This is a genomic window from Streptomyces sp. NBC_00670, assembly GCF_036226765.1.
Lineage (GTDB): Bacteria > Actinomycetota > Actinomycetes > Streptomycetales > Streptomycetaceae > Streptomyces.
Window position 1 is genome coordinate 3,032,432 of the sequence record NZ_CP109017.1, and the last position, 13,524, is coordinate 3,045,955.

9 protein-coding genes and 1 tRNA gene are annotated in these 13,524 nt (G+C 73.5%); 4 read left to right on the top strand and 6 right to left on the bottom strand.

The window, feature by feature from the left end:
* Nucleotides 1-66: 66 nt before the first annotated feature.
* The 5 genes from OIE12_RS13380 to OIE12_RS13400 form a co-directional block, all read right to left on the bottom strand.
* A complete protein-coding gene (locus OIE12_RS13380) occupies nucleotides 67-2,646 on the bottom strand; it encodes an ABC transporter permease (RefSeq protein ID WP_329135024.1) in 2,580 nt (859 codons plus the stop codon).
* Nucleotides 2,643-3,431, bottom strand: a complete 789-nt coding sequence (locus tag OIE12_RS13385; RefSeq protein ID WP_329135026.1) for an ABC transporter ATP-binding protein — start codon at nucleotides 3,429-3,431, stop codon at nucleotides 2,643-2,645. Before OIE12_RS13385 ends, OIE12_RS13380 begins: the two co-directional genes overlap by 4 nt.
* Before the next feature lie 366 nt (nucleotides 3,432-3,797).
* Nucleotides 3,798-4,670, bottom strand: a complete 873-nt coding sequence (locus OIE12_RS13390) for a cellulose-binding protein (RefSeq protein WP_443054042.1) — start codon at nucleotides 4,668-4,670, stop codon at nucleotides 3,798-3,800.
* Between the two features lie 256 nt (nucleotides 4,671-4,926).
* Nucleotides 4,927-7,680, bottom strand: coding sequence for an SUKH-4 family immunity protein (locus tag OIE12_RS13395; RefSeq protein WP_329135030.1), 2,754 nt, complete (start codon nucleotides 7,678-7,680; stop codon nucleotides 4,927-4,929).
* A 9-nt stretch (nucleotides 7,681-7,689) separates the two neighbouring features.
* Nucleotides 7,690-8,712: an SMI1/KNR4 family protein gene (locus tag OIE12_RS13400; protein ID WP_329135032.1), complete on the bottom strand. Its 1,023-nt coding sequence runs from the start codon at nucleotides 8,710-8,712 to the stop codon at nucleotides 7,690-7,692.
* Between the two features lie 274 nt (nucleotides 8,713-8,986).
* On the opposite strand from OIE12_RS13400, the gene OIE12_RS13405 reads away from it, so the two are divergent.
* Nucleotides 8,987-9,499, top strand: coding sequence for a YwqJ-related putative deaminase (locus OIE12_RS13405; protein ID WP_329135034.1), 513 nt, complete (start codon nucleotides 8,987-8,989; stop codon nucleotides 9,497-9,499).
* A gap of 160 nt (nucleotides 9,500-9,659) precedes the next feature.
* Entirely contained in the window at nucleotides 9,660-10,154 is a 495-nt protein-coding gene (locus OIE12_RS13410; RefSeq protein ID WP_329135037.1) for an SUKH-3 domain-containing protein, read from the top strand.
* A gap of 96 nt (nucleotides 10,155-10,250) precedes the next feature.
* On the opposite strand, the gene OIE12_RS13415 is transcribed toward OIE12_RS13410, so the two are convergent.
* Nucleotides 10,251-11,636, bottom strand: coding sequence for a sensor histidine kinase (locus tag OIE12_RS13415; protein ID WP_329135039.1), 1,386 nt, complete (start codon nucleotides 11,634-11,636; stop codon nucleotides 10,251-10,253).
* Nucleotides 11,637-11,757: 121 nt separating this feature from the next.
* Between OIE12_RS13415 and OIE12_RS13420 the strand changes: the two genes are divergently transcribed.
* A tRNA-Gln gene (locus OIE12_RS13420) sits at nucleotides 11,758-11,833 on the top strand.
* A 123-nt stretch (nucleotides 11,834-11,956) separates the two neighbouring features.
* Nucleotides 11,957-13,444 (top strand): bifunctional UDP-N-acetylglucosamine diphosphorylase/glucosamine-1-phosphate N-acetyltransferase GlmU, encoded by a 1,488-nt coding sequence (gene glmU / locus OIE12_RS13425; protein WP_329135042.1) that lies wholly within the window; start codon nucleotides 11,957-11,959, stop codon nucleotides 13,442-13,444.
* Nucleotides 13,445-13,524 lie beyond the last annotated feature (80 nt).

Here is a 13,524-nt window from a genome sequence, read left to right on the forward strand (position 1 = left end):
GTCCCCGGGGGCAAGCCCCCGGACCCCCAAAAGATGCGCAGTTCCCCGCGCCCCTTTTAGGGGCAGCTACTCCGTCGCGATCGCGTTCAGCACGTTCATCCGGCCCGCGCGGAACGCCGGGACCAGGGCCGCGAAGAGGCCCACGAAGGCCGAGCCGATGAAGACGCCCGTGATCGTCGGCCACGGGATGTCCAGGACCTTCAGGCCCTCCAGGGCCAGGAGCTGCTGGGCCGTGGCGCCCCAGCCCATGCCCAGGCCCAGGCCGAGCAGCGCGCCGAAGAGGGCGATCACCACCGACTCCAGGCGGATCATCCGGCGCAGCTGTCGCCGCGAGAGGCCGATCGCCCGCATCAGGCCGATCTCCCGCGTGCGCTCCACCACCGACAGCGCCAGCGTGTTGACCACGCCGAGGACCGCCACGATGATCGCCAGCGCCAGCAGCCCGTAGATCAGGTTCAGGAGCTGCCCGATCTGGTCCTTCAGCTCCTGCTTGTAGTCGGTCTGGTCGCGGACCGTGTACTGCGGGAAGTCGTGCAGCTCCGCCTTGAGCGCCTTGTACGCGGCGTCCTGCTGCCCGTCCTTCGCCGTGCCGAAGAGCAGCATGTCCAGCGGCATCCGCTTCGCGGGGACGTACTTCTCCACGGTGTCGACGGACGTGTACATCGCGCCCTTGTCGATCACCACGTCGTCGCTGGTGATGGCGCGCACGGTCAGCCGCGCGGTCGAGCCGTCCTTGAAGGCCACCTTGATCTTCGAGCCGAGGTGGATCCCGTGGTCCTTGGCGAACTTCTCGTGGACGGACATCGAGTCTGGCTTGTACGCATCGGCGATGTCACCGGCCACCGTCTTGGTGCGCAGGTCCTGCGCGTACGTCGGGTCGGCGGCCGTGATGGCGGTGTCCTTGAGGGTCTCGCCGTCGGGCGTGGTGTAGTCCGCGTCGGTCACCCGGTACTCGGTGACCCGCTCCAGCTCCGGCACCGACTTGACGGCCTTGACCGCCTCGGGCGTGATCCGCTGCCCGCTGTCGGACTGGATGATGAAGTCCGTGCCGACGGTCTTGTCGAGCTGGTCCGTGGCCGAGGCGACCATCGAGGAGCCGACCACCGACAGGCACGCCACCAGGGCGAGCCCGATCATCAGGGCCGCACCGGTCGCCCCCGTACGGCGCGGGTTGCGCAGCGCGTTGCGCTCGGCCATCCGGCCGACCGGCCCGAACATCCGCAGCAGCACCGCGCCCAGGACCCGTACCACCCCGCTCGCCAGCAGCGGACCGATGACGACGAAGCCGACGAGCGAGAGCACCACGCCGAGCCCCAGCCACAGCGACCCCTCGGTCGCCTTGGCCGCCGCCCCGGCCGCGTACAGCGACGCCACGCCGCCACCGGTGAGCAGGAGGCCGAGGACGGCCCGGACGCGTCCGGCGCGGGCGTCCGCCGGGGCCCCGGCGTCGCGCAGCGCGGCCATCGGCGAGACCTTGCCCGCCCGCCGGGCCGGCAGATACGCGGCGAGGACGGTGACGATGACGCCGAGCGCGATGCCGGCCACCGGCGTGGTCCAGGCGACGGTCAGGTCGTCGGTGGACAGCTCCATGCCCACCGCGCCCATGACCTTCATCAGCCCGACCGCGATGCCGACGCCCGCCCCGACCCCGAGCACGGAGCCGAACACACCCAGCAGCAGCGCCTCGACCAGCACCGACCGGTTGACCTGCTTGCGCGAGGAGCCGATGGCCCGCATCAGCCCGATCTCCCGGGTGCGCTGGGCGACCAGCATGGAGAACGTGTTGATGATCAGGAAGATCCCGACGAGGAAGGCGACCCCGGCGAAGCCGAGCATCGCGTACTTCATGACGTCCAGGAAGCTGCCGATCTCGTTCTGGTTGGCGTCGGAGACCTCCTTGGCGGTCTGCACCTTGTAGCCGGTGCCGAGCGCGCCCGCGACGTTCTTCTTCAGCGCCGCGTCGCTCACCCCGGCGGCCGCCGTCACGTTGACGGTGGTGTAGACGCCGCTCTCGCCGACCAGCGTCTTCTGCGCGGTCGCGGTGTCGAGGTAGAAGATCGCGGCACCGGGGTTGGTGACGGTGAACGCGGCGAACCCGGAGATCTTCGCCGGGTGCGTGCCCACCGCGCTGATCACGGAGATCTCGTCGCCGAGCTTGAGGTGGTGCTTGTCGGCGGTGTCGGCGTCCACCATGATCTGGTCCGCGCCCTTGGGCGCCGCCCCGTCGGTGATCTTCATGGTGCGGGCGTCGTTGCCGTTCCATCCGCCGACGATGGTCGGCGCCCCGCTGGTGGGCGACAGGCTGTCCTTGTCGGCGTCGACGACGGTCACCGAGGACGAGAACACCGTGCCCTCGGCCGACTTCACGCCCTCCGCGCCGCGCACCTTGGCCACCACGGAGGCGGGCAGGACCGGCGGCTTCCCGGTGTCGGAGGTGGTCTCGCCGCTGTCGGAGGCGTCCTTCGGGGAGACCGTCACGTCGGAGGAGGTCGCGGCGAACAGCTTGTCGAACGTCGTGTTCATCGTGTCGGTGAAGACGAGCGTGCCGCACACGAACGCCACCGACAGCAGGACCGCCACGGCCGACAGCGCCATGCGTCCCTTGTGCGCGAAGAAGTTGCGCATCGAGGTCTTCAGGACGGTCATGACGTACGTCCCCGGGCGTCGAAGTCCTTCATGCGGTCCAGGACCTGCTCGGCGGTGGGCTGCCGCATCTCGTCGACGATGCGGCCGTCGGCGAGGTAGAGCACCCGGTCCGCGTACGAGGCGGCCACCGGGTCGTGCGTGACCATCACGATGGTCTGGCCCAGCTCGTCGACGGAGGTGCGCAGGAAGCCGAGGACCTCCGCGCCGGCCCGGGAGTCGAGGTTTCCGGTCGGCTCGTCGCCGAAGATGATCTCGGGGCGGGCGGCCAGCGCGCGGGCCACGGCGACGCGCTGCTGCTGGCCGCCGGAGAGCTGGCTGGGACGGTGCTTGAGCCGCTCGGCGAGGCCCACGGTCTCCACGACCCGGCCCAGCCACTCCTTGTCCGCCCTGCGGCCCGCGATGTCCATGGGCAGCGTGATGTTCTCCAGCGCGTTCAGCGTCGGCAGCAGGTTGAACGCCTGGAAGATGAACCCGATCCGGTCCCGGCGCAGCTGCGTGAGCTTCTTGTCCTTCAGCCCGGTTATCTCGGTCTCGTCCAGGTAGATCTGGCCCTCGGTCACGGTGTCGAGACCGGCGAGGCAGTGCATCAGGGTGGACTTGCCGGACCCCGAGGGGCCCATGATCGCGGTGAACTGGCCACGGGCGATGTCCACGTCGACGTGGTCGAGCGCGACGACACGGGTCTCCCCGGAGCCGTAGGCCTTCACGACCTGCCGCGCCCGCGCGGCAACGGCCGTACGCCCTCCAGTACCCCCGTGCCTGGGAATGGTCACAGCCGATGTCACGGTATGTCTCCTATGCAGGTCTATGCGTATACGCGGTGCCGTGCGGTGCGGTGGTGAGGTGACCGGCGGGCGGTGCGGTGCGCGGCCCGAAGCGGTACGACCATGAGTCTGGCGCCGGCGCCCCCTCGGGCGCGCTGGTGCCGAGCCCCGTCTTCCCCTGGGGAAAACCCCACCCCCTTGCCTGCGGTCCGTACGACCCCCCGTACGTCCCGCCCGCTCCCCAGCGGCGTAAAGCCAGCCTAAGGAACGGCGGCGTCCTTCCTCGTCCTCCGCCGGGACGACTGTGCCCCCACCCCTACTACGGAGGATCCCCTAGGGGCCGTCCACCCGTCGGTGGAGTCACCGCTCCACCCCCCTGGGCTCCGCTCAGCCTCCCCTGAGGGCCAGCAGGCTGGCCCGGACCTGGTCGATCCGGGCCCGTACGTCGTCCCAGCGCTCCCCGTGCTCCCGCAGCACCCGCTCCGTGTCGCGCGCGATCCGCTCCTCGCGGGCCCTGGCCTCGGCCACCAGTTCCTCCGCCCGCGTGCGCGCCGCCTCCTCCTCGCGCTCGGCGTCCTCCGCCGCGCGGGCCAGCGCCCGTTCCGCCTCCGCGAGTCCGGCCTCGGCCTCGGCGGTCCGTTCGGCGTACCGCGCGTCCAGTTCCGCCGTCCGCTCGGCGGCGGCCCGGTCGACCTCGGCGAACCGCTCCGCCCGCTCGCGCTCGCGGTCGTCCAGCAGCGCCTGGGTCCGCTCCCGGGCCTCCCGCACCGCCGCGAGGGACTCGCCGCGGCCCGCCTTCACCTCGCGGCGGGTGGCGATCCGTACCTCGTCGGCCTCCGCGCGGGCCGCCGCCAGCCGCCGTCCGGCCTGCTCCTCCGCCTCGGCCAGCACCCCGTCGGCGTACGCCCGCGCGGCCTCGGCGAGGCGCCGGGCCTCCGCCTCTGCCTCGGCGGCCAGCCGCTCCGCCTCCCGGCGCCCGGACTCCCGTACGGCCTCGGCCTCCTCGCGCACGGACTCGAAGAGCCGTCGCGCGCCCTCGCCGAGGCTCTCGTACGTCTGCGGGGCGAGGCCGGCCACCGCCTCCCGCAGCGGCGCCAGTTCCTCGTCCATCTCCCGGGCCAGCACGGTCAGCCGCGCCGCCCGCTCCCAGGCGGCGTCGCGGTCCCGTGAGAGGTCCCCGACGAAGGCGTCGACCCGGTCGGGGCGGTAGCCGCGCCGTACGACGTCGAACTCGTACGGCACCGCCGGCGGACCGCTCAGGCTGCTCACTGGGGAACTCCTCTCCGCCCGACCCATCTGACAAGATGACGAACGGGAAATCAGAAATGATTCCGCACGTATCTGGCGCATATCTTGGTGGATCGGACGGAGACGGGGACAACGCGACACTCCGGGGAGAAGGGTCACAAAGGGGCGCGTGGCGGCACGACGAAGGGCCGGGTGGGGGCGTACGAGTCGTACGCCCCCACCCGGCCCTGACGCGACGTCAACCGCGTGTGGACGGGGTGCGGTCAGCTCACAGCAGGCCGTCCCACATCTGCTCCAGCAGCACCGACCACCAGCTCTCCGGCGAGTTCAGCGCCGCCGGGTCCAGCGCGGCGAGCTGCGCCTGGAAGTCGACGGTCCAGCGGCCCGCCTGCTCCTGGTTCAGGCCGTAGCGCAGCCGCCACATCCGCCCGAGGAGGGCGAGGCAGCGCGCGAACTCGGGCAGTCCCGTGTTGACGAACTGCGGCGGTGCGGACTGCCCGTTCGGGCCCGCCTCCACCGGTACGGCGACGATGTTCGCCGTGCCGTACTGCACGCAGAGCGCCTTGCCGAAGTCGCTGCCCATCACGAGGTACGAGCCGGCGTCGGCGGCCGGCCGCACCCCGCGCTCCTGCGCCAGCTCCGCCAGCGTCGGGACGGGGCGGCCCGGCTGGGCCTGCGCCCAGAAGAACGGGCCCATGTCGACCGGCAGCCCCGCGACGACGAGCGTGTGCGCCACGACCGGCGGGACGCCCTCGCGGGAGACCGCCGTCTGGTCGAAGCGGAAGATGCCGGGGCCGAAGGCCGCGGCCAGCTCCTGTGCGATGCCCTCCGGGGGAATCGGCGGGGCGGGCGGCACCGGCGGGATCGGCGCCCGCACGGGGGCGGGGCGGGCGGGGCCGTCCGCGACCTGGTGCAACTCCCCCTGGTGCGCGAGAAGTTGCTGCATACCCTGCTGGCGGGAAGCGTGGTCGGTGCCGTACGGGGCGATGGAGGTGATCCGGGCGTTGGGCCACTGCTCGCCGATCATCCGGGCGCAGTAGGCGCCCGGGAGGTGGCAGGACTCCAGCTCCGTGTGCAGCTCCAGCACCTGGTCCGGCGGCACGTTCAGACCGCGCAGCTCGTGGAAGATCTGCCACTCCGGGTGCGGGGTGCCCGGCGCGGAACGCCGGATGATCTGCTGCTCCGACCCGTCCTGCGCGCGGTAGCGCAGCACGGCCTGGTACCCGGGCCCGACGGTGGGCTGCCCGTGCGGGGGGTAACCGTAGGCACCGCCGGGTGCGCCCGGCCCACCGGGCACGGGACCACCGACCGGCCCGCCGGGCATGCCCGGGGCGCCCGGCGGGGGCGGCACGGCGCCCGGGAGCGGCGGCATGCCGGGCCCGCCGACGGACGGTCCGGCGAGCACGGTCTCGGCGTGGTGGACGGCACCGGGGGTACCGGGGGTGCCCGGCGCGCCGGGCGGCTGGGGGGCACGGGGGCCGCCGGGGGCGCCGGGAGCGCCGGGAGCGCCGGGAGCGCCGGGAGCTCCCGGGGCCGCCGGCGGGGGCGGAACCCCGGGGCCGCCGACGGACGGACCGGCGAGCACGGTGGCCGCATGGTGCACACCACCGGCGGGCGTACCACCCGGCGCCTGCGGCGCACCGGCCCCCGGAACCCCGGGGGCACCCGGCGGCTGCGGGGCGCCGGGACCGGGCTGGGCGCCCGGGGTGCCCGGAGCGCCGGGCGGGGGCGGAACCCCGGGACCGCCGACGGACGGACCGGCGAGCACGGTGGCGGCGTGGTGCACGCCACCGGCGGGCGTACCACCCGGCGCCTGCGGCACACCGGCACCGGCCGGGGCACCCGGAGCACCCGGAGCACCCGGCGGAGGTGGTACGCCAGGTCCGGCCGGACCGCCGGAAGCACTCGGCGCACCAGGACCACCCACGGCGCCAGGGTCACCCGACGCCTGCGGTGCACCAGGACTGCCCGGCCCGCCCGGCCCGCCCGGCGGAGGCGGCGCGCCCGGGCCGCCGATGGACGGACCGGCGAGCACGGTGGCCGCATGGTGCACACCACCGGCGGGCGTACCACCGGGCGCCTGCGGCGCACCGGCGCCGGGGGCACCAGGCGGCTGTGCCGCGGCGGGATCGCCCGTCGCGGCGTCGGGGGCGCCCCCGGTGGGGGTCTGCGCGGGGTACCCGTACGACGGCGGGGCCCCCGGGCCCTGCGGGTCGGTGTCCAGCGCGGGAGCCACCGTCGTCGGCGGGAGGCCGCTGCCGCCCGACATCAGCGCGGTCTTGGCGTCCGCCACCGGCCCCGGCGCGGCGTCGCCGTCGTCCGCTCCGCTCAGCGGCGGGGCGAACACCGTCGCCGGCAGCGCGACCGAACGGTCGTCGTCCGCGTCGGCGGTGATGTCCGTACCGGTCCAGGGCGTCGCCCCGGGGGGCGCGCCCGGCAGTTGGCCCTGCGCACCCGAGCCCCGTACGTCACCGGGGACGGGCGCGGGCCACTGCGTGCCCCCACCGGGCGCCTCCGGCGCATCCGACCCCACGGCACGCCCGGCGCCCGGCGCCCGGGAACCGTCGTCCCCCGGCGGGCCATCCGCCGGAGGCGGGGGTGCCGCCGCGCCCGCACCCCCCGTCCGATCCCTCCGCTGGTCCGGGATGCCGAGGCGGTCCGCCGCCTCCTGGAGCCACTCCGGCGGGGTCAGCAGGAACGACGTCTGGTTCAGGTCCATCCGGGCCGGCGGCGCCGCCGGCGTGTCCGCCGGGACCGCGTCCGGCCGGCCGTACTCCTCCTCGTACCGGCGGATCACCTCACCCACCGGCAGCGACGGCCACAGCGTCGCCTCCCCGCTGTCCCGCGCGAGCACCAGCCGCTGACCGCCCCCGTCCGAACGGGGCCCGTCCGCCCGGTCCTCCGCCCACACCACGAACCCGAGCTCGAACTCCCGCACCCGCACCTCACGGTGCTGGTACGCGGGCACGTCGCCGTTGATCCACTCCTCGGCGCGCTCCTGCGCCTGCGCGTAGGTCACCATCGTCCGACCTCACTCCCCCGCGGAAGACACCGGAACGGCACGCGCGAACCCGCCGTCCACCATCAGATTCGCCACCGTCTCCAACTCCGGCGGAGAACCCGCCAACCGCCCCAGGAACGCGTCGAAGTCGTCCCCGCACGGCAGCAGCAACCGCTCCACCCGCTCCGCCGGCGACCACGACGGATCCACGTCCCGGGCGTCGTCGTACGCGCAGAACCAGACCGAGCCGAGCCGCTCGCCCTTCACCTTCACCGCCAGCAGACCGCCCTGCACGAAGGCCACCCCCAGGTAGTCCTTGGTCAGATGGTCCCGCAGGCACTTGTTGACGTACACGAGGTCGTTCACCGCCGCCTCGTCCCGCACCGTGAAGAACGGCTGGTCGACCAGCAGCCCCAGCTCCGCGTCGAGCGCGGTGCCCACCGGCGCGCACCCGCCCGCCGCCTTCAGGAACGAGCGGTAGGCGCCCGGCAGCCGGTACCCCAGGTCCTCCTCGACCCCCAGCACCTCCTGCTCCGTCACCGCCACCGCCGACTTCGGCAGCCCGAAGTGGGCCGGCCGCGTCTCCTGCAACGGCCGTGTCCCGCGCTTGTCCTGCTCCACCCGCGCCGTCGCGATCCCGCCGTGGTGCCGCAGCAGCGCCTTCACCTCGACCGGCACCAGCTCCAGCCGGCGGCCGCCCCGCACGTGGTGCCAGGTCCAGCCGTGCGGCGTCGCCACGTTCGGAACCGTGTCCCACAGCTCGTGCCCCGACGCCGCCAGCGCCGCGTTCGCCGACACGTAGTCCGTCAGCCGCAGTTCGTCCACGCCGAAACCCTCCGGCGGCTCCGCGATCTCCGCGGCCGCCCGCGCGTACGGCGAGAAGTCGGGATAACCCTGCCCGTCCACCCGCACCCCACCGGGGTGCCGCGCGGCCCGGACCGGATCCGGGAACCGCACGACCTGCCCCGCGTAGGCCACGTTCGGCGGCACGGCGTGTCCCCGCACCTGGTGGCCACCGGGTGAAACCCCCAGCCCGGGCCGACCTGTCGTCATGGCGATAGCCCCCTGCGGCGATCTGTGTGATGCACTGGCTCGTTGTCGCAACAGCCTATGCGGTACGACGACACCGGTCACCGGCGCTCCGCCCGGCCCGCCCTCGGGGCGGACGACGCGAATCGAGGAGAAGGCCCCGACCGTGACCAGCCGTCACCCCGTCGTGACCCTGCGACGAGACACGGGCGTGTCACACCGCCCCAGCTTCCACAGCGGCCCCACCGTTTGGCAATCTGTGTCCCGTTGGGGGGATGCGAGGGAGGGGTACACCACCATGAACGCGACACAGACGGAACACCGGACGAACCCGTCCGGAGATCCCCGCATCGGCTGGAGCGCCACCGCGGCACCACAGGCCCCCGCCCTCCTCCACCGTCGCGACGGCATCCTCCCCACCATCGCCGCCGCCCTCTCCGTCCGCGGCACCACCCTCACCGGCACCGCCGCCCGCGGCGACCAGCCGCCCACCCTGCACCCCCTGGTCCAGGACTTCCTCGACACCCTCACCACCGGGCAACGCGACCGGCGCACCGGACGCTGCGCCGAGACGCTCCTCATCTCCCGGCACCTCGCCACCGCCGACGCCGCCCGCAGCAAGCGCGCCGCCCGCAAACCCATGACCAACGGCGAGGCCCGCAGAGCCCTCAAGCACGCCAAGCTCACCGCCCGCCGCATCCGCGAGGACGGCGACCCCCTGCACGGCAGCTTCGCCACCCCCTGCCACGCCTGCACCGCGCTCAGCGCCCACTTCGGCGTCCGCGTCGTCGACTCCACCCAGCAGGACTGACGCCACGCACAGCAAGCACGCCTGCCCGGCGGCAGACCCACCGACACCGCACCACACACGCACGCACACGCACACGCACACCGCACGACGGCGCACGCGGCGGCGGACACCCCGCCCCTCCCCCGCGCCGATGTCCCGGTCCTCGACGAACGAGAGGCAGATGCACACCGACCGCACCTCCACCACCCGCTTCGCCGTCCCCGTGGACGCCGCGCTGCGCACCGCCGGCTGGACCCCGGGACGCTGGGACATAAAGCAGGCCGAGATCTGGGCCGACACCCTGCGCGACCACACCACGCCCGGCGGCCACCGGCACACCGTCTTCCCCGCCGCCGTCGAGGCCTGGGCCGAATTCGGCGGCCTGCGGCTCACCGCACAGGAGGCCGGACGCCAGCTCGCCCCCGCGCCCCTGCACCTCGACCCCCTGCACGGCCTCCACCTCGCCCGCACCCTCGGCGACCTCGGCCGCGCCCTCGGCACCGAACTCTGCCCCCTCGGCGAGGAGACCGACAGCCGCGCCCTCCTCGCCATCGACGCCGAAGGCCGCACCTACGCCCTCGACCACACCGGCGACTGGTACCTCGGCGCCGACCTCGACCAGGGCCTCACCACCCTGCTCACCGGCATGACACCGGTCCGCCTCACGACGGCCTGAACGGGACGGCACGGACCGCATCCGGCCGGCCCACGCAGCCACCGGACAGCAACGGCGGGCGCCGCGGACCACCGGACAGACACCGCGGACCCCGCCCTACGCCGACGCCGCCCCCGCCGGGATCACCGCCGACACCCGGAAACCCCCCGCATCCGTCGGACCGGACACGAACACGCCCCCCAGCGCGCTCACCCGCTCCTTCATCCCCACCAGCCCGTTCCCCCCGCTCGGCAACCGGGCCGCGTCCACCGCGCCCGGCTCCGGCTCGGGCGCCGGCTCGTTCTCCACCTGCATCGCGATCTCCGCCGCCCGGTGCGCCAGCCGCACATACGTCTTCGCACCCGCCGCATGCTTGTGGACGTTGGTCAACGCCTCCTGCACCACCCGGTACGCCGTCGACTCCACCTCCGGCGCGTATCCCCGCGCCTCCCCCTCCACCGACAGATCGACCACCATCCCGGCCGCCGCCGACTGCCCCACCAGCTCGTCCAGCTCCGCCAGCGTCGGCCCCTCCGGCGTCCCCTCATTCCCGCCGGACGGCCCCTCGTCCACCCGCGAAGCCGCCGCGGCCGCGGCCAGGCCCACCGCCGCCAACGGCACCGGCTCCACCACACCGTCGGAACCGCCCAGCACCCCGCGCTCCCGCCCCGCGAGAGCGTCCCCGCTGCGCAGCACCCCGAGCATCTCCCGCAGCTCGGTCAACGCCTGCCGGCCCATGTCCCCCACCAGCGCCGCGTTGCGCACCGCCTTCTCCGGGTCCTTCCGCGCCACCGCCTGCAACGCCGCCGCGTGCACCACCATCAGACTCACCCGGTGCGCCACCACGTCGTGCATCTCGCGCGCGATGCGCGTCCGCTCCTCGTTGCGCGCCCACTCCGCCCGCTCCTCGGCACGTTCCGCCAGCAGCAGCAACTCCCGCTCCAGCGAATCCGCCCGCTCCCGCAGACTCTCCATCAGCCGCCGCCGCGCCCCGACGTACAGCCCCAGCAGCACCGGCGGTGTCGTCATCCCGAGCGCGGTCGTGAGCGAGAGGAACGGCACGAACCAGTCACTGATCGCCAGATCCCCGTGCATCACCCCCTGGTGCGCCCGCACGTACGTCACGATCAGCGTCGCGACGAACGACATCCCGGACAGCGCCCCGATGATCCGCCGCGGCAGTTCGGCGGCGGCCAGCGTGTAGAGGCCCACCAGGCCCAGCAGGAACCCCATCTGCGCCGGCGTGATCGCGATCGCCACCAGCACGACGGCGATCGGCCACTTCCGCCGCAGCACCAGCGAGAGGCCGGCGAGGAATCCGAACACCATCCCCACCGACACGGGCAGCCCCGCGTCCTGCGCGAACGGCCACCCCTCCGCCGTGCACTCCACGGCGGACACCGCCGCGAGCCCGACGTCCAGCACCGCCGAACGCCACCGGTCCCACCACCAGGGCCCGCCCCCCGGCGACGGCCCGGCACGCTCTTCCCCCGTCGTGGTCATACCCCCACCCTACGGGCGCCCGCCCCGCCTTTTCCGAAGAGTTTCCCCGACCGGCCCCGCCCGACGGAGAGGAGATCGGGGCCCGGGCCCCGATGTGTCTCGGGTAAGGTCTGGAGCGCCGTCCCCCGTGGTGTAACTGGCAGCACACTGGTTTTTGGTACCAGCAGGACAAGGTTCGAATCCTTGCGGGGGAGCCACGGCCAACACGACCTAGAGCTTCGGGCCCCGGCTGTCAAGCCGGGGCCCGCTCTCATGCTCGCCCCATATCCCCCCGGTATCCTGCGGATGTCCATCTCACCCCATAAGCCGAAGGGCATTCCGTGAGCGCCAACCGTCCCCAAGCTCTCGGCTCCGCTCGAGCAGGGGAGACCCCACTCGCAGCCGTCGTCGTTCTCGCGGCGGGTGAGGGCACCCGTATGAAGTCGGCCACACCCAAGGTCCTGCACGACATCTGTGGCCGTTCCCTCGTGGGTCACGTGCTCGCCGCCGCGCGGGAGTTGGAGCCGGAGAACCTCGTCGTGGTCGTGGGGCACGCCCGCGAGCAGGTCACCGACCACCTCGCCGGCGTCGACGCCGGCGTACGCACCGCCGTGCAGGCGGAGCAGAACGGCACCGGGCACGCCGTCCGCATGGCCCTGGAGGAGCTCGGCGGCACGGTCGACGGCACGGTGGTGGTCGTCTGCGGCGACACCCCGCTGCTGACCGGCGGGACGCTGCGCGACCTGGCCGGCACGCACGCCGCCGACGGCAACGCGGTGACGGTGCTGACCGCGCAGGTGCCGGACGCCACCGGGTACGGCCGGATCGTGCGGGACGGCGCCTCGGGTGCCGTCACGGCGATCGTGGAGCACAAGGACGCCTCCGACACCCAGCGGGCGATCCGGGAGATCAACTCCGGGGTGTTCGCGTTCGACGGGCAGCTGCTGGCCGACGCGCTGAAGCAGGTGCGGACGGACAACAGTCAGGGCGAGGAGTACCTGACGGACGTGCTCGGCATCCTGCGTACGGCGGGGCACCGGGTGGGTGCCTGTGTGGCCGGTGACCACCGGGAGATCGCGGGGATCAACAACCGCGTGCAGCTCGCCGAGGCGCGCCGCATCCTGAACGACCGGCTGCTGACGCGGGCGATGCTGGCGGGCGTGACGGTCGTGGACCCGGCGACGACGTGGGTGGACGTGACGGTGACGTTCGAGCAGGACGCGGTGGTGCAGCCGGGTACGCAGCTGCTGGGTGCCACGCACGTGGGTGAGGGCGCTGAGGTCGGTCCGAACACGCGGCTGACGGACACCCGGGTCGGCGCGGGTGCGCGGGTGGACAACACGGTGGCCGTGGAGGCCGAGGTGGGTCCGGGCGCGTCGGTGGGTCCGTACGCGTACCTGCGTCCCGGGTCGCGGCTGGGGCTGAAGTCGAAGGTCGGGACGTTCGTGGAGACGAAGAACTCCTCGATCGGTGAGGGTACGAAGGTGCCGCACCTGTCGTACGTGGGGGACGCGACGATCGGCGAGTATTCGAACATCGGTGCGGCGAGTGTGTTCGTGAACTACGACGGCGAGCACAAGCACCACACGACGGTCGGCTCGCACTGCAAGACGGGTTCGGACAACATGTTTGTGGCACCGGTCACGGTCGGGGACGGTGCGTACACCGCCGCGGGGTCGGTGATCACGAAGGATGTGCCGCCCGGTTCGCTGGCGGTGGCCCGGGGCCAGCAGCGGAACATCGAGGGCTGGGTGGCCCGCAAGCGTCCCGGGAGCGCGGCCGCGAAGGCGGCGGAGTCGGCGTCCCGGGGACCGGGAGACGAAGGCTGACCGGAAACGGGTACGTCTGAGTCGGCGTACCGTGATAAGTGCACATCCGCACCCCACCCAGCTGTGGCGTTTCGCTGTGC